General features: G+C 59.6%; 16 protein-coding genes and 1 pseudogene. 14 read left to right on the top strand and 3 right to left on the bottom strand.

Going from position 1 to position 15,892, the window contains the following annotated elements; all coding sequences use genetic code 11:
• Positions 1 to 101: 101 nt before the first annotated feature.
• A pseudogene (amyS, locus tag PM3016_RS26025) lies at positions 102 to 1,659 on the bottom strand (alpha-amylase).
• An 882-nt stretch (positions 1,660 to 2,541) separates the two neighbouring features.
• Between amyS and PM3016_RS26020 the strand changes: the two are divergent.
• The 6 genes from PM3016_RS26020 (at position 2,542) to gndA (ending at position 9,552) form a co-directional block, all read left to right on the top strand.
• Entirely contained in the window at positions 2,542 to 3,138 is a 597-nt protein-coding gene (locus tag PM3016_RS26020) for a hypothetical protein (RefSeq protein WP_013917631.1), read from the top strand.
• A 234-nt stretch (positions 3,139 to 3,372) separates the two neighbouring features.
• Entirely contained in the window at positions 3,373 to 4,383 is a 1,011-nt protein-coding gene (locus tag PM3016_RS26015; protein ID WP_013917630.1) for a LacI family DNA-binding transcriptional regulator, read from the top strand.
• 3 nt (positions 4,384 to 4,386) lie between these two features.
• Positions 4,387 to 5,655 (top strand): nickel pincer cofactor-dependent isomerase, group 22, encoded by a 1,269-nt coding sequence (locus PM3016_RS26010; RefSeq protein ID WP_014371501.1) that lies wholly within the window; start codon positions 4,387 to 4,389, stop codon positions 5,653 to 5,655.
• Position 5,656: 1 nt separating this feature from the next.
• On the top strand, positions 5,657 to 7,207 hold the full coding sequence (locus tag PM3016_RS26005; RefSeq protein WP_014371500.1) for a gluconokinase: 1,551 nt from the start codon (positions 5,657 to 5,659) through the stop codon (positions 7,205 to 7,207).
• Between the two features lie 19 nt (positions 7,208 to 7,226).
• A complete protein-coding gene (locus tag PM3016_RS26000; protein ID WP_187296781.1) occupies positions 7,227 to 7,994 on the top strand; it encodes an SDR family oxidoreductase in 768 nt (255 codons plus the stop codon).
• A gap of 142 nt (positions 7,995 to 8,136) precedes the next feature.
• Positions 8,137 to 9,552, top strand: a complete 1,416-nt coding sequence (gene gndA / locus PM3016_RS25995; protein WP_014652229.1) for an NADP-dependent phosphogluconate dehydrogenase — start codon at positions 8,137 to 8,139, stop codon at positions 9,550 to 9,552.
• A gap of 21 nt (positions 9,553 to 9,573) precedes the next feature.
• Here gndA and PM3016_RS25990 read toward each other — a convergent pair whose 3' ends face one another.
• Positions 9,574 to 9,909: a hypothetical protein gene (locus tag PM3016_RS25990; RefSeq protein WP_013917625.1), complete on the bottom strand. Its 336-nt coding sequence runs from the start codon at positions 9,907 to 9,909 to the stop codon at positions 9,574 to 9,576.
• Between the two features lie 184 nt (positions 9,910 to 10,093).
• Between PM3016_RS25990 and PM3016_RS25985 the strand changes: the two genes are divergently transcribed.
• Positions 10,094 to 10,606 (top strand): shikimate kinase, encoded by a 513-nt coding sequence (locus PM3016_RS25985; RefSeq protein WP_013917624.1) that lies wholly within the window; start codon positions 10,094 to 10,096, stop codon positions 10,604 to 10,606.
• A gap of 49 nt (positions 10,607 to 10,655) precedes the next feature.
• On the opposite strand, the gene PM3016_RS25980 is transcribed toward PM3016_RS25985, so the two are convergent.
• Positions 10,656 to 10,952: a rhodanese-like domain-containing protein gene (locus PM3016_RS25980; RefSeq protein WP_013917623.1), complete on the bottom strand. Its 297-nt coding sequence runs from the start codon at positions 10,950 to 10,952 to the stop codon at positions 10,656 to 10,658.
• Between the two features lie 120 nt (positions 10,953 to 11,072).
• On the opposite strand from PM3016_RS25980, the gene crcB reads away from it, so the two are divergent.
• The 7 genes from crcB to PM3016_RS25945 all read left to right on the top strand — a co-directional run bounded on the left by crcB (position 11,073) and on the right by PM3016_RS25945 (position 15,814).
• Entirely contained in the window at positions 11,073 to 11,462 is a 390-nt protein-coding gene (gene crcB / locus PM3016_RS25975) for a fluoride efflux transporter CrcB (RefSeq protein WP_013917621.1), read from the top strand.
• Complete coding sequence (locus tag PM3016_RS25970; protein ID WP_013917620.1) at positions 11,459 to 11,830, top strand: fluoride efflux transporter FluC; 372 nt, start codon at positions 11,459 to 11,461, stop codon at positions 11,828 to 11,830. The genes crcB and PM3016_RS25970 overlap by 4 nt, the downstream gene beginning before the upstream one ends.
• 82 nt (positions 11,831 to 11,912) lie before the next feature.
• Positions 11,913 to 13,217 (top strand): 3-phosphoshikimate 1-carboxyvinyltransferase, encoded by a 1,305-nt coding sequence (gene aroA / locus PM3016_RS25965; protein ID WP_014371498.1) that lies wholly within the window; start codon positions 11,913 to 11,915, stop codon positions 13,215 to 13,217.
• Positions 13,218 to 13,307: 90 nt separating this feature from the next.
• Positions 13,308 to 14,171 (top strand): C39 family peptidase, encoded by an 864-nt coding sequence (locus PM3016_RS25960; protein WP_014371497.1) that lies wholly within the window; start codon positions 13,308 to 13,310, stop codon positions 14,169 to 14,171.
• Between the two features lie 54 nt (positions 14,172 to 14,225).
• Positions 14,226 to 14,654, top strand: a complete 429-nt coding sequence (locus PM3016_RS25955; protein WP_013917617.1) for a CoA-binding protein — start codon at positions 14,226 to 14,228, stop codon at positions 14,652 to 14,654.
• A 1-nt stretch (position 14,655) separates the two neighbouring features.
• The gene (gene thiE, locus PM3016_RS25950) at positions 14,656 to 15,300 is read left to right on the top strand and encodes a thiamine phosphate synthase (protein ID WP_013917616.1); all 645 of its coding nucleotides are present in this window, start codon (positions 14,656 to 14,658) and stop codon (positions 15,298 to 15,300) included.
• A 166-nt stretch (positions 15,301 to 15,466) separates the two neighbouring features.
• Positions 15,467 to 15,814 carry a hypothetical protein gene (locus PM3016_RS25945; RefSeq protein WP_014371496.1) on the top strand — a complete coding sequence of 116 codons (348 nt, stop codon included), beginning with the start codon at positions 15,467 to 15,469 and terminating at the stop codon, positions 15,812 to 15,814.
• The last annotated feature ends 78 nt before the right edge of the window (positions 15,815 to 15,892 follow it).

Raw genomic sequence — 15,892 nt, 5'->3', positions numbered from 1 at the left:
CGCCGCCGCATTCATGATCGGCCTTTTCCATGCAAGCTTGCGGTTGATCCGGCACAGCACAATCAAAAACCGATTTCCTAACCAGCCGCCTTACACCAACGCTACTGCTTCGCCCATACGGATACGGAGCCGCCGTTGACCGGGAATGTGCCGTAGCCGCTGCCGTCGATCGTCACGGTATCCGTCCGGTTGCCGGTCTTGTCGTTCCACACCTGGCCGGCCTTCCCAGTGCCTACATACATCCGCTTGCTGCCTCCCGGTCCGTCGGTCACGAGCGCGGCCAAGCCGGAGTTCGCATGGGCGGCATCGCCCTCACGGGTCCAGCCGATGATGTCCTGGTGGTCGAGATAGTCGTTCTGCTTGCCGTAGGCATACGTTTTTCTCGCTGCGAGCAGCTTGTCCAGAACGGTTTTGAACGAAGCGATCTTACCGTCCGACGTGCCGTAGTAATCGCCGTAGAACAAGGACGGATATCCTTCCTGGCGGGTGAGGATCAATGCGTAGGCGAGCGGCTTGAACCAGCCCTGTACGGTGGATTGGAGCGCCTGCCCCGGCTGGGAGTCATGGTTGTCCACGAAGGTGACGGCTTTCGTCGGATTGGTCTTGAGCAGCGTGTTATTCAGAATGTTCCGCATGTCATAGCCGCCGCTGCCGTTCGAAGCCGCGTACAGGTTATAATGCAGCGGAACGTCGAAGAGGGACATGGCACCGCTCGTTTTGGTCATATAATTGTTCAGCTTGTTAATATCCCCGCTCCAGTATTCGCCTACAGCGAACAGGCTCTTCCCCGTATCGGTCCGCACGCCGTTCAGCCAGTCGCGCATCCGGTCGAATTTGATGTGCTTTACGGCATCGATGCGGACGCCGTCGAGCTTTGCCGTGTTGACGAACCAATTCCCCCAGGTGCGCGTTTCGCTGATGACGTTCCGGATGATCCCAATCGAGGTCCGCGCCCATCAGATAGTCGTAGTTGCCGTTCTCCGTATCGACCTCCCAGTCGAAGCTTTTGCCGGTGCCGCGGAGCTTGAAGAGCTTGTTCGCATTCCGTGATTGATCGTAGTCCACGCCGTCGAAATGATACCATTTCCACTTGAAGGAGGAGTACGCATTATTACGCCCCGGAAAATGGAACTGCGTCCATGCCGAAATGGAGTATTCTCCCGAGATTTCGCTGTTGCGGTCGGACGGATTCACTTCCACCGCTGTGACCGTCTCGGTGGCGTCGGCGTTCATCCGGTGGTTGAGCACGACATCCCCGTACACCTGCATGCCGTTCGCGTGCAGGGTATCCACGGCGCTGATCAGCTGATCCTTCGTGCCGTACTTGGTACGCACAGTGCCTTTCTGGTTGAACTCGCCGAGGTCGTACATGTCGTAGACCCCGTACCCGACGTCGCCGCTGCCTCCGCCCTTGTATGCAGGCGGGATCCAGACGGCCGTCACGCCGGCGCTCTTCAGGGCGGCCGCATTCGTCTGCAGCTTGCTCCACAGGGTCCCGTCATTCGGGAGATACCATTCGAAATACTGCATCATGACACCGTTGCTGCCGTCATGGTGGGCATGGGCTTTTTCTGTGCCGGGGGAGGCGATCAGGGTGAAGGCCAAGGCAGCGCTTACAATAACTTTTGCGGTTTTACGCCGGGACCAAATCCGGGACATTACGATTCACGTCTCCTTTTACGATGAGTGTAGGATGCCGCCTGCAGAGAAGCGGAGAAATAGGAAAGCACGCCTCCTTTCCACAAATGATAGCGTTTGCAAGGGCTTGCAACCCGATTATAAAAGATTTACTGCGGCAGAGTAGTGGAAAAAGTTGAGGAAAAAGGTGGAATATATTGATGCCTGCCTCCAAAAAGTCATTTTGCAAAGAAGGCTGCGGAGGGGAATGAAAAGCCCCGGACCGCTCATATAATCCGTGTACGGGGAACGGGAGAAGCGAAGGGGCCCCGGGAAAGGGGGAGTTCAAACCACGGCAGGGCAGGGGGGCAAGCGGGCGGCGGACAGCGAACGGCTGGGGGCATTACCCGGATCAACCGAACCAACCGAACCAACCGAACCAACCGAACGATCCGAACCATCCGAACAAACGGTGAGCAGTTCGACCGGAGAAGATGATCTAGCATATATGAACCCGATGTAAAGGAGGGGCTTCCAGCTCACAGGGACAACCCCGTCTGCACCGGAATGCACGAATGACACCGCTTACAGGTGACATAACGTTCTTTGGTCCGCACAGGCCCATGGGACGGGGGAAGCAACGGGATGTCAAGCCCCGACAGGGATGACAGCGGTTACGTAAGTGTATGCCGGGCGAAAAAAATAGGTGCGCGGAAGTTAAAAAAAAGACAATAATCCAAGTTGCTAAATCATATGATTCATAATAAGATAGGAGTAAGTAACTGAATAGTCTGAAAATTCAATCGAAGAAGGTTGCAGCTTTTTCACAGTCCTCGACCCGCCAAGAGCAGCACCTGACGCCGCAGCGGCTGCCGCTAATCGTCGAAGCCCAATTCTGCCGATATCATCCAGGAGGGGATTGCCGTGAGTAAGAGTCATGAAGTGGAGTATTGCAACCTTGAGTTACGATTTGACCGTCGGCTAATCCGTAACTTCATCAAGACGCTGATCCAGGAAGGCTACTCCCTCTACTGGAACGAGAGCGAACAGCAGTTCATTGTTTCAATCCGGACCGGACGGAAGCTCGTGAAGCTGAGATTTCAGCGGATCGGCGAACGATATAAAATCGTGGGCAACTATTCCTTCAAGGATGAGAAGCTCGCCGAACTGATGGAAAAAATGATCGGCGACACCCGTGGGCATGCCGTCGTCAAGCGTTTCAAGGACCGTCAAATTTTAATTGAAAACATCATGTTCGGAGAGATCATCCGCATGGTGGAAATTTCGGGGGTGGAACATAAGGTGCTCTTTCAAAAGGAACCGGTGGTAACGGTGGAGGAAATGATGCAGGCGTTCCGGTCCAGACGGCCGGAAGAGCGGATTCCGGTGCTCCGGCTGGAGCTGGATTACGAACTTTCCACCCTGTACGATGCGCTGCAGACGGGAGATCACGAACAGGTGGAGGCAAGCAAAGAAAAGCTGAAGGGGCTGCGGCATGAAATGTTACTGCTTGAGATGTAAGAGGATAGTTTAGAACGGTCTGTGTTTGCACACAGGCCGTTTTTTTGTGCTTATCTTCGGCTCCGGAGAAGGCGGTGAGGCAGGGGGAAGGGAACCCGGACAGGTGGGCAGGCTAAACCGGAGAGGACCTAAGGAAGCGCAGCAAAAAACGTTCATTTTGGCGGGCCAGCCTGCAAAAAAAGAACGTTGTTAACGTGTGCAACAGTGTGTTATCATAAATTTCGAGGTGGTAGAATGAGCGTTACGATCAAAGACATCGCACGGCTTGCGGGCGTATCCCATACGACCGTATCGAGGGCCCTCAACGACAGTCCCCTGATTAATCCGGAGACCAAGGAGCGCATCCACGCCATCGCGGAATCGTTGAATTATACGCCGAATTACAATGCGCGTTCTCTCGTATTGGATCGATCATACAATCTCGGCCTGTTTTTTTCAACACTTCATACAGGGACGTCGGCCGGGTTTCTGTACGAGGCGATCAAGGGCGTCAACGACGTCATTCAGGATAACTTCAATTTGATCGTACGCGGGATCGACGATTACAAAAGCTTCCATAAAGTAAACCGCAAAAGCTTCGACGGCATCATCGTCATGAGCCAGAGCACCAGCGACCAGGCCTTCATCGAGTATGCTTCGGAGAAGGAGATCCCGCTGGTCGTGCTCAACCGGCCGGTGGAAGGGGTCGAAGTGATGAACCTGCTGCCCGACGACCGGGGCGGCGCCTTCCGGCTTGCGGAGTTTCTGATCGGGCAGGGCCACCGCCGGATCGCCCTCATCGAAGGGAAGGCGGGGTTCAAGTCCTCGCAGGCCCGGCGCGAAGGGTTCCTGGCGGGACTTGCGGAGCATGGTCTCACCATGGACGAGAATCTGATCGTCCCGGGCGAGTACGATCTCGAGAGCGGCTATCAGGGCATGGGGCGGCTGCTCGATCTGCCGGAGAGGCCGACCGCGGTATTCTGCTCCAATGACGACATGGCGCTCGGAGCGGTCAAGGCGGTCACCGAGCGGGGGCTGAGCGTGCCGGGGGATATCTCGGTCGCCGGCTTCGACGATCATTTGTTCTCGGCGTTCATGACCCCGGCTCTGACGACCGTACGGCGTCCGATCGAGGAGATCTCAAGGGCGGGAGCCGAGAAACTTTTAACTTTTATTGACAATAAAGTGGTGGAGAAGTCCACCGTGCTGTTCCACACGGAGCTCGTGATCCGCGAGTCCGTCCAATCCACCCAGGGAGGGCGTTAACCCATGAGCATTCTGAACAAACTGCTCGAAGACATTCCCGTTCCGCAGGTCGTGCGGATCCGCCAGAAGTTCGACGGCACGAAGCTGGAGAATCCGGCGGAAGAACTGAAGCGCGAACTCGCCAAGCCCGGCGCGGTCGATACCATCAAGCCCGGGATGAAGGTGGCCGTGGCCGTCGGCAGCCGCGGGGTGGCGAACATCGACACGCTGACGAAGACGACGATCGACGCGATCAAGGAAGTGGGAGGAGAGCCCTTCATTGTTCCGTGTATGGGCAGCCACGGCGGCGCGACGGCGGAAGGACAGCGGGATGTGCTTCACCACCTCGGCGTAACCGAGGAGGCGATGGGCGCGCCGATCCGCTCGACGATGGAGGTCGTGAAGATCGACGAGCTGCCGAACGGCCTGCCGGTCTACGTCGACAAGTACGCGTCCGAAGCGGATGCGATCGTCGTCATCAACCGGGTGAAACCGCATACCGCATTCCGCGGCCGGATCGAGAGCGGGATCATGAAGATGATCTCCATCGGCCTCGGCAAGCAGAAGGGCGCGGAAGCATGCCACCAGCTCGGCTTCAAATACATGGCGGAGAACGTGCCGGCGATGGCGCGGATCATGATGGGCAAGCTGCCGATCGTCTTCGGCGTGGCCGTGGTCGAGAACGCGTTCGACGAGACCTGCATCGTCGAGGTGCTGCCGGCCGCCGACATCGAGGAGCGCGAGATGGTGCTGCTCGAGGCCGCGAAGGCCCGCCTGCCGAAGATTCTCTTCGACCAGATCGACGTGCTCGTCATCGATTACATCGGCAAGAACATCAGCGGCGACGGCATGGACCCGAACATCACGGGACGCTATCCGACTCCTTATGCGCACGGCGGACCCGACGTGTCCAAGATGGTCGTGCTCGACCTCACGCATGAGACGAACGGCAACGCCAACGGGGTCGGCACGGCCGACTTCACGACGCAGCGCCTTGTCGACAAGACGGACCTGCCGGCCACCTATGCGAACGGGCTGACCTCCACCGTGTGTGCGCCGACCAAGATCGCCACGACGCTGGCGAACGACGAGCTCGCGATCAAGGCGGCGGTGAAGACGTGCAATATTCTCGACTACACGAAATGCCGCCTGGTCCGCATTCAGGATACGCTGCATCTCGGCGAGATCGAGATCTCGGTCAATCTCCTGGAGGAAGCGAAGCTGCACCCGGACATCGAGATCCTGACGGAGCCTTACGACCTGCAATTCAACGCGGAAGGGAACCTGAGATAAGATGACGCAGCTGACCAAACCTTACATTATCGCGGCGGATATCGGCACGACGTCCGCCAAAACGCTCGTAATCGACCGGGACGGACGGGTCATCGCTTCCCACGCGGTGGAATATCCGCTCTATACGCCAAGACCGGATATCGCGGAGCAGGATCCGGACGAAATCTTCCAGGCCGTGGTGACCGGCATACGGACGGTGGTGGGCAAGGCCGGCGTGCTGCCCGGCCAGGTGCTCTGCGTGTCGTTCTCCTCGGCGATGCACAGCCTGATCGCCATCGACCGCGAGCTGCAGCCGCTGACCCAGTGCATCACCTGGGCGGATAACCGCAGCGTAGGCTATGTCAAGGGGCTGCGCGAGTCGAACGGCCTGGACATTTACCGGGCGACCGGCACGCCGATCCACCCGATGTCCCCGCTGCTCAAGCTGATGTGGATCCGCGACAACCGGGCCGATCTCTTCGAGAATGCCTACAAGTTCATCGGCATCAAGGAGTATGTGTTCGCGAAGCTGTTCGGCGAGCTTGTCATCGACTACTCCATCGCCAGCGCCACCGGGCTCTTCAACCTGAAGGCGCTGCAGTGGGACCGCGAAGCGCTCGCCGCCTGCGGCGTCCGGGAGGAGCAGCTCTCCCGCCCGGTCTCGACCACGTACACCCTGCAGGGCATGACGCAGGAGTATGCGGTGTCGATGGGCCTCGCGGCCGATACGCCGTTCGTCGTCGGCGCCTCCGACGGCGTGCTGGCGAACCTCGGCGTCGGCGCCTTCGAGCCCGGCATCCATGCGGTGACGATCGGCACGAGCGGCGCGGTCCGCGGCGTTGTGCGCGAGCCGCTCACCGACCCGAAGGGCCGTCTGTTCTGCTACGCGCTGGCCGATAACTTCTGGGTGGTCGGCGGCGCGATCAACAACGGCGGCATCATGTTCCGCTGGGTGCGCGACCAGCTCGCGACCGCGGAGGCGGAGGAAGGGCGCCGCCGGGGCATGGACCCGTACGACTACCTGACCTCGCTGGCCATGGAAGTCGCTCCGGGCTCCGACGGGCTGATCTTCCTGCCGCTCCTGGCAGGCGAGCGGGCGCCGTACTGGAACGCGAATGCGCGCGGCGTGTTCTTCGGCATGTCCCTGTACCACCAGAAGAAGCACATGATCCGTGCGGTGCTCGAAGGCGTAATGTACCGGATTCATTCGGTCAACAGCGCGCTGGAGGAGCTCGTCGGGCCGACGAAGGAGATCCGCGCTTCGGGCGGCTTCGCGAACTCGCCGTTCTGGCTGCAGATCATGGCCGACGTGCTCGGCACCCCCGTGGCCGTTCCGAATACCATCGAGAGCTCTGGCCTCGGCGCGGCGCAGCTCGGCATGCTGGCGCTCGGCGAGATCAAGGATTTCTCCGGCGTATACGACTGGATGCAGGTGAACCAGTCCTTAAAAGCAAGTATTCCGACCCATGAAACCTACAAACAGTTGACAAGCATTTATAATCGTGTGTACCATCAGTTGAAGGACGAGTTCGACGCGATCGCCGCCTTCCAGCAGATGTACACCAAATCCTAGGAGGGTACATGCAATGGCGATGAACTTATTCGATCTTACGGGCAAGACGGCTGTCGTAATCGGCGGCAACAGTACGCTGGGCGGCTCGATGGCCGTAGCGCTCGGCGGTCACGGTGCGGATGTGGCTGTGGTCGGCCGCAATCAGGAGAAGGCGGAAGAAGTGGCGCGTGCCGTCGAGGAAGCGGGCGGACGAGCGAAGTGCTTCTCGGCCGACGCGACGAATCCGGAGGACCTGAAGAAGGTGCTCGAGGATGTGCTCGCCTGGACGGGACGCTGCGACATTCTCATGAACTGCCCGGGTAAGAACTCCCCGACTCCGTTCTTCGACTTGACCATGGACGAGTGGGACTCTATCATGGAAGTGAACCTGAAGAGCGTCGTACTCGCATGCCAAATCTTTGGGAAGCATATGGTGGAGCAGGGTGAAGGGGGAAGCATCATCAACATTTCCTCCGTATCCTCGGATCCTCCGCTGTCCCGCGTCTTCACGTATTCGGCCTCGAAGGCGGCCGTCAATAACGTGACGAAGTTCCTCGCACGTGAATTTGCGCCGGCGCGCGTGCGCGTCAACGCCATCATTCCGGGCTTCTTCCCTGCGGAACAGAACCGCAAGATTCTGTCGCCGGAGCGGACGGAGGCCATCATGCGCCATACCCCGATGAACCGGTTCGGCAATGCGGAGGAGCTGCAGGGCGCTGCCGTGTATCTCGCTTCGGACAAAGCTTCCAGCTTCGTCACCGGATCGCTTCTGCGCGTCGACGGGGGCTACGGATCGATGACGATCTAATAGGGGGAGAAGGCTTCCTTTGCCCGGTTCGCGTGATTGCGGACAAGCACGGCCATATTGTGCTTCGGGAAGCCTTCGTGCCTGTTTCAGGTTGGGTTTCACGGTTTAAATAAATAGAGGAATAGGAAGGATGAGAATCCAAATGTCCAAACAGCAAGTCGGTGTCATCGGCCTCGCGGTCATGGGTAAGAATCTCGCACTGAATATCGAAAGCCGGGGGTTCACGGTATCCGTGTATAACCGCTCCCGCGAGAAGACGGATGCGCTTCTCGAAGAAGCCCAGGGCAAGAACCTGGTAGGTACATACAGCGTTGAAGAATTCGTGGCTTCCCTCGAGACGCCGCGCAAAATATTGATCATGGTCCAGGCGGGTTCCGCTACGGACGCAACGATCCAATCTCTGATTCCGCACCTCGACAAAGGCGACATCATCATCGACGGCGGCAATGCTTACTTCCCGGATACCCAGCGCCGCAGCGAAGAGCTCGAAGCGCAGGGCTTCCGCTTCATCGGCACCGGCGTATCCGGCGGCGAAGAAGGCGCGCTGAAGGGCCCGTCGATTATGCCGGGCGGTCCTCAATCCGCTTATGAACTGGTTGCTCCGATCCTGACGGCGATCTCGGCCAAAGTAAACGGCGACCCTTGCTGCACGTACATCGGACCGGGCGGCTCCGGCCACTACGTGAAGATGGTGCACAACGGCATCGAGTACGGCGACATGCAGCTGATCTGCGAAGCGTACCAGCTGCTGAAGGATGTGCTGGGCGTATCGACCGAGCAGCTTCACGAGATCTTCGCCGAGTGGAACAAAGGCGAGCTCGACAGCTACCTTATCGAGATCACGACGGACATCTTCACGAAGAAGGATCCGGAAACGGGCAAAGCGATGGTCGACGTGATCCTGGACTCCGCCGGCCAGAAGGGCACAGGCAAATGGACGTCCCAGAGCGCGCTGGACCTGGGCGTGCCGCTGTCCATCATCACCGAATCCGTATTCTCCCGTTTCCTCTCCGCTATGAAGGAAGAGCGCGTGGCGGCAAGCAAGGTGCTCCAGGGTCCTGCGGCATCGAAGTACGAAGGGGACGCGTCCGAGTTCATCGAAGCGGTCCGCAAAGCCCTGTATGCGAGCAAAATCTGCTCCTACGCCCAAGGCTTCGCCCAAATGCGTGCGGCCAGCGAAGAATACAACTGGGGTCTGGACTACGGCTCCATCGCGATGATCTTCCGCGGCGGCTGCATCATCCGTGCACGCTTCCTGCAGAACATCAAGGACGCCTACGACAAGAATCCGGAGCTGCGCAACCTGCTCCTCGACGAGTACTTCCAAGGCGTGGTCCAGAACTATCAGGACGCTTGGAGAAATGTAGTGGCTGAAGCGGTCAAGCGCGGTATTCCGGTACCGGCCTTCGCATCCGCACTGGCTTACTACGACAGCTACCGTACGGAGCGCCTGCCGGCGAACCTGCTTCAGGCACAGCGCGACTACTTCGGCGCCCACACGTTCAAGCGCGTGGACAAAGAAGGCACCTTCCACTTCCAGTGGATGGACCAGCAGTAAGAGAGAGACCGTGCCAAGGTCCTACCTGCGGCGCAGGGACGATTCCGCCGGCGGGCGCAGCCCGAAGGCGGCTTCCTCCACCCAGGCTTTGAGCCGGCCTTCTTCCTGGTCGAAGCCGTTGCGCCGCTGAATGACCATCAGCGCGATTTCCGCGAAGTATCTAAAGTTTTGCATCAAGCGTGGCTGGGAAAGATCCATGAGGTTCGGGTCTTCCTCAGCCACCTTTTTTTTGATATATTCCAGCATCCAGACGACGTCATCCTTGCACAGGGGAGTGGAGGGGTCCAGGATCTGCTGAAGCTTGAAGTCGGTCGGCGAGTGGACCGGTGCTGCCGTACGGCAGGAGGAATGAGGCATACTACGTCTTCTCCTTTCGGTACGCGGCCGGATGCCGCTTGAAGGTCTGCGGAAGCTGTATGAATATGGAAGTGCGCATACATCCTCCATCTTATGTTTTTGCGTGGTTTTCTATTCACGTCCGACCAAGCTGTGATATGATAGGGAGAGTTTACCGAGTGGAGAAGAGGGTGCAAAAGAGACTGTGAACTACCGCAATATCGTATTGATCGGGATGATGGGAACCGGCAAGTCCACCGTAGGCCAAGCGCTCGCGGCCCGTCTCGGCTGGCGCTTCGTCGACACGGACGCGGTGATTGAGAGAAACACCGGGAAGACGATTCCCGAGCTGTTCGCCGGGGAAGGCGAAGCGTTCTTCCGCGAAGCGGAAAGGGAGGCTGTCGCGGCGGTGCTGAAGGAGAGCGGACAGGTGGTGGCTACCGGAGGAGGAGCGGTGCTCCGGGAAGAGAACCGCAGGGCGATGAGCGAGGGCGGCCTCGTGGTGGCGCTGCTGTGTTCTCCCGAGCGGATTATCGAACGGGTGCGCACGGATTCGAACCGGCCGCTGCTGCAGGGAAACCTGGAGGAGCGGGTGCATACGCTCGCCGAGAACCGCAGGGAGGCTTATACGTTCGCGGACCTGGCGGTCGATACGTCGGAGCTCGACGTGCAGACGATCGCCGATCAGATCCTGAGGCACGCCAAAGACGCGTCCTGACGGACGCGTCTTGCCTGCAATAGCGGTGCGGAAGCCAGGCTGAGGACGATTAGTCCTCTTGGTCCCAGGCGAGCATGCCGCCGGTCATGTTCTTCAGTCCGGTCAGACCCTGGGCCTGAAGGAATTCATAGGCGCGTCCGCTGCGTCCGCCGCTGCGGCACACAAGGACGGTCTCGCCCCGCTGTGGAATCTCGGCGAGCCGCTCGGGCAGCTGCATCAGCGGGATGTGGATCGCGCCGGGAATCATGCCCGCCGCGACTTCCTCGTCTTCGCGGACATCCACAATGTCCAGCTTCTCGCCGCTGTCGATCCGGCGTTTTACTTCCTCGGGGGTAATCGTCTGCATGGTCATGCTCCTTTGCTTCGGGAAGAGTAGGGCGGCAGCCTTCGTTCCCATTCATCATAAGAAACTTGCCTGTTCGCTGTCAAACCGCAGCACGAATCTATCAGAGAAGGAGACACCCGCATGACGGTCTGGTTCATCGGTGCCGGAGGGGCTGCGGGAGCGATGGCCCGCTTCGGGCTGTCCCTTCTGTTCAATCCCGCTTCCTCCGGCGCCTCCTTCCCGTGGGGAACGCTGCTCTGCAACCTGCTCGGCTGCGTGCTGCTCGGCCGGATGGCCTACTCGGAGCCGCTGGGCCGGCTTCCGAACCTCAAGGCGTTCCTGACGACCGGCTTCGTCGGAGCCTTCACCACCTTCTCGGCGCTCAGCCTGGAGATGGTGCTTCTGCTGGAGTCGGGTGCCTGGGTCTCTGCGGCCGTCTACGGCGCGGTGTCTTTCATCGGGGGACTCGCGTGCATCCGGCTGGGCCGGGGAGCCTATTTTCGCTCCCGCGGAAAGGATTCTGCCGAATGATGTCGAATGTGTTTCTTGCCTTATTGCTCGTAGGCATGGGAGGGTTTGCCGGTGCGGTATCCCGCTACGGGGTGTCCCGGTTCGCCGCCCGCAGATTTCCTTCGTGGCCTTACGGAACCTTGTTCATTAACCTGACAGGGTCGTTCCTGCTGGGGTGGCTGGCGGGAGCCCAGGTGTCCAAGTCAACTCTGCTGCTGCTCGGCAGCGGGTTCGCCGGCGGCTATACGACCTTTTCCACGTTCAAGCTGGAAAGCGATGCGCTGGAGCAGGGAGGAAGAATGCGGGCCGCCCGGCTGTATCTTCTCCTGTCCTATGCGCTCGGCGGCTGTGCCGCCTATGCGGGCTATGCCCTGGGAAGCGGGCAGTAACCATCCCTTAAGGCGGCGGCCCTCCGCGCCCCATCCAAGATTCCAGTACATTATCTTCTATTGAAGGAGAGATACATACTTCATGAAAGCCATTGTCAAGCCAACCCAGAGACTCGAAGGGACGATCAACGCCCTGTCCTCCAAAAACTACACCACGCGCTACCTGCTCATCGGTGCGCTCGCAGACGGCACCTCCACGGTCCGCTATCCGGCCCACAGCGAAGACAGCGATGCGATGCGCCGCTGTATCCGCGACCTGGGTGCCGTGCTCGAGGAAGACGAAGAGCAGATGACGATCCGCGGCTTCGGCCGCCATCCGCGGGATGTGAAGGAGCTCGACGTAGGCAACGCGGGTGCGGTGCTCCGCTTCCTGATGTCCGTCGCTTCCTTCTGCCCGGAAGTGACGTTCATCAACCGGTATCCGGATTCCCTCGGCAAGCGTCCGCATGACGACCTCATCGACTCCCTCCGCCAGATGGGCGTCGAAGTGGAGCACCGGGACGGCAAGCTGCCGATCACGATCCGCGGCGGGAAGCCGCGCGGGGGCAAGATTACCGTCTCGGGCAATGTCAGCTCCCAGTTCCTGAGCTCGCTTCTGTTCGTGGCCCCGCTGCTTGAGGAAGACAGCGAGATTACCGTGCTGCACGATCTGAAGTCCAAGGTCATTGTCGGCCAGACGCTCGAGGTCATCGCCCAGGCGGGCATCACGATCGAGGCTTCCGAGGATCTCATGCACTACCGCATCCCGGGCCGCCAGCAGTACAAGCCGCAGAACTACGTCGTGCAGGGGGATTATCCGGGTTCGGCCGCGATCCTGGCCGCGGCGGGCGTCACGAACTCCGATGTCCGTGTGCTCCGGCTGGCCGAGCAGAGCCGCCAGGGCGAACGGGCGGTCGTCGACGTTCTCCGTGCCATGGGCGTGGATCTCACCCACGACAATGACGTGGTTCACGTGAAGGGTACCCAGAGCCTGAAGGCGGGCGAGTTCGACGGCGACCACTTCACTGACGGCGTGCTGGCCATGGTGGCGGCAGCGGTCTTCGCCGAAGGCACTTCCCGGTTCTACAATGTCGAGAACCTTCGATACAAAGAGTGCGACCGCATTACGGATTTCCTTGCGGAGCTGCGCAAGGCCGGTGCCGAAGTGGAAGAGCGCCAGAGCGAGATTATCGTACACGGCCGTCCGCAGGGCGTACCCGGCGGCGTGGAGATCAATGCCCATTACGACCACCGCGTGATCATGGCGTTAACGATTGTCGGCCTTCGTTCCGATAAAGGTCTTATCATTAACGACGCGCATCACGTGGCGAAGTCTTATCCTCAGTACTTCGACCATTTGTTGTCGCTCGGTGCTCAGATTGAACTCCTCCAGGAGGAAGAACACTAAGGCAGGACAGCAGAAGGTGCGGGCAGAAGCCGGCCGGCAGATCTTCCTCCTCTCATCTTAGAATCTACAACCGGAAGGGCGGTGCAGGCTGTGAAGGCAGCGGTAATCATGTGGAAAGGGCTTCAGGTCACGATGGGGATGTTCCTCATCGCGGGACTTTTATTTGCAAGCGGGGTATTCTCCATCCTGCTATACGATAAAATCTCCGTAAGGGCCGAGGTGGAAGCGTCGGTGATTGTGCCGGCTTCCACGGCAGCGGAGGTGACCGCAGCCGCCCAGCCGGCTGCGGCTGCCGGGCAGACCGTACCTGCAGATCAGGCTCCACCGCCTGCCGCGGCACCGGCCGGTGCTCCGGCAAGTGCGATGCTCGACGCCCCGATCATCCGGCAGCTGCCCGAGCTTCCCTCCGGCTGCGAGCTGACTTCCCTGACGATGCTTCTGCAGTATTACGGCGTACAGAAGACGAAGATGGAGCTCCTGCCGGAGATGAAGCGCGATACGACCCCGATTACTTACAATGCCAACGGCACGGTAGCTTACTGGGGCAATCCGAATACCGGATTCGTCGGTGACATCACGGGGAAGAGCAAAGGCTTCGGCATCTACCACACGGCCCTGTTCGAGCTGGCCCGCCAATACATTCCGACAGCTGTCGACCTGACCCGCGAGCCGTTCCACGTGATCGAGCAGCAGCTGCTCAGCGGCGTTCCTGTCGTTGTATGGACGACGATCGACTTCAAGGTGCCGCAGAAGTGGAGCGTATGGGATACGCCCGTCGGCCCGATCAAGACGACGTTCATGGAACACGCTGTCCTGCTTGTAGGGTTCGATGAGCGGCATGTGTACATTAATGATCCGCTGTCCGGCCTGAAGAAGAAGGCGATCAACAAACAGCAGTTTCTGGCCACCTGGGAAGCCATGGGCCGGCAGGCGATCAGCTATTCGAAGTCTTAAGTTCAGTGCAGTAATTCATACCAAGGCCCTGGGGCCCAAAGGAGTGTGTGTACCATGGCATTCGAGAATCCTACCCGTGAGCGCATCAAGGAGATTTTGAAGAGCTCGAACACGATTGCCGTCGTAGGCCTGTCCGACAAGCCGGACCGCGTGTCCTATATGGTGTCGGAAGCGATGCAGAAGAAGGGGTACCGCATCATTCCCGTGAATCCGACGGTCCAGGGAACGATTCTCGGCGAAACGTGCTACGCGTCCCTCACGGACATTCCGGAGCCCGTCGATATTGTGAATGTGTTCCGCCGCAGCGAACAGACGGTGCCTGTGGCCGAAGAAGCCGCTGCGATCAAGGCCAAGGTACTGTGGCTGCAGCTTGGCATATCCAATGATGAAGCGGCGCGGATCGCGGCGGATGCGGGCCTTGAGGTCATCATGGACCGCTGCATCAAGGTGGAAGATTCGATCCTGCTGCCCGGGGGGAAGTAAGTTGTACCGTTCATCACTGCATGACACCTTGTCCGTCTATCTCGTCACGGATACGGCGGGCTATGAACACCGCTCCGCAGCCGAGATCGTCCGCGCGGCGGTCGCGGGCGGCGTGACGCTGGTTCAGCTGCGCGACAAGCAGGCCCAGCTGCGCGATGTGCTGCCGGCCGGCCGAGAGATCCGCGAGCTGTGCCGCAGCGCCGGCATTCCGTTCGTCGTCAACGACCGGGCGGATCTGGCGCTGCTGCTCGAAGCCGACGGCGTCCATGTCGGGCAGGATGACCTGCCCGCACAGGAAGCCCGGCGGCTGCTCGGCCCGGACGCGATCATCGGCGTCTCGGCCGGCACCATGGAAGAAGCGGAGTGGGCTGTGGCGCAGGGGGCCGATTACCTGGGCGTGGGTCCGGTCTATGCGACCGCAAGCAAGAAGGATGCGGGGGAAGCGATCGGCACGGACCTCATCGCCCGAATCCGCTCCCGCTGGCCGCAGCTGCCGCTCGTCGGGATCGGCGGCATTCATCAGGGCAATGCGGCTCCGGTTCTGGCGTCCGGGGCTCAGGGCGTGGCCGTCATCTCGGCCATCACGCGGCAGAGCGACCCGCAGTCCGCCGCCCGCGGTCTGGCCGATGTTTGCCGCCGGCGCTAAAAAATAAGCGCCGGCAGAATTTTTTTCATGAAAGTGCACTTTATACCCAAAGTAGTGTCATAAAAAAAATCCTCCTTGAAGACAATAAGAAAGGCTTCTGGAAAGGGCGGGTCCATAAGGGCTGCACCGGAAGACTTTTGAATTGAAATCCAAGGAGGATTTTTTCATGTACAACCAACAAGGTTTTCAAAACAGCTTCCAAAACAACTTTGGTCAAGCATCGTCCCAGTACCGCGGCCTGGAAACCAAATACCAGCCGGTAGGCTATGTGCAGTCCCAGTACAACCAGTCCCTGGGCCAACAAAACCAGTTCGGCGCATCCTCGCTGAGCTCCTTCGGTGCTGCTTCTTCGCAGTCCCAGTACAACCAGTTCCAAAGCCCGCAAGCGTACCACACGGCGAACTACCGCGGCAACCAGCCGGGCCATGACTCTTACCTGCGCGAGGATTCCAGCCAGCCGGCTCAAAGCCAGTTCGGCATGGGCGCACAAAGCTTCAACCGTTACCAATTCTAATCTGCCATTTCAACAGGAAGGCGGGCGCAGAGCCCGTCTTTTTTGTCGTTTCAGGGACCTCCCCGGCGATCATTCAAG

It is taken from the genome of Paenibacillus mucilaginosus 3016 (assembly GCF_000250655.1).
GTDB lineage: Bacteria > Bacillota > Bacilli > Paenibacillales > NBRC-103111 > Paenibacillus_G > Paenibacillus_G mucilaginosus.
The sequence above is the reverse complement of the archived record's forward strand: the minus strand, read 5'-3'. Positions and strand labels throughout refer to the sequence as shown.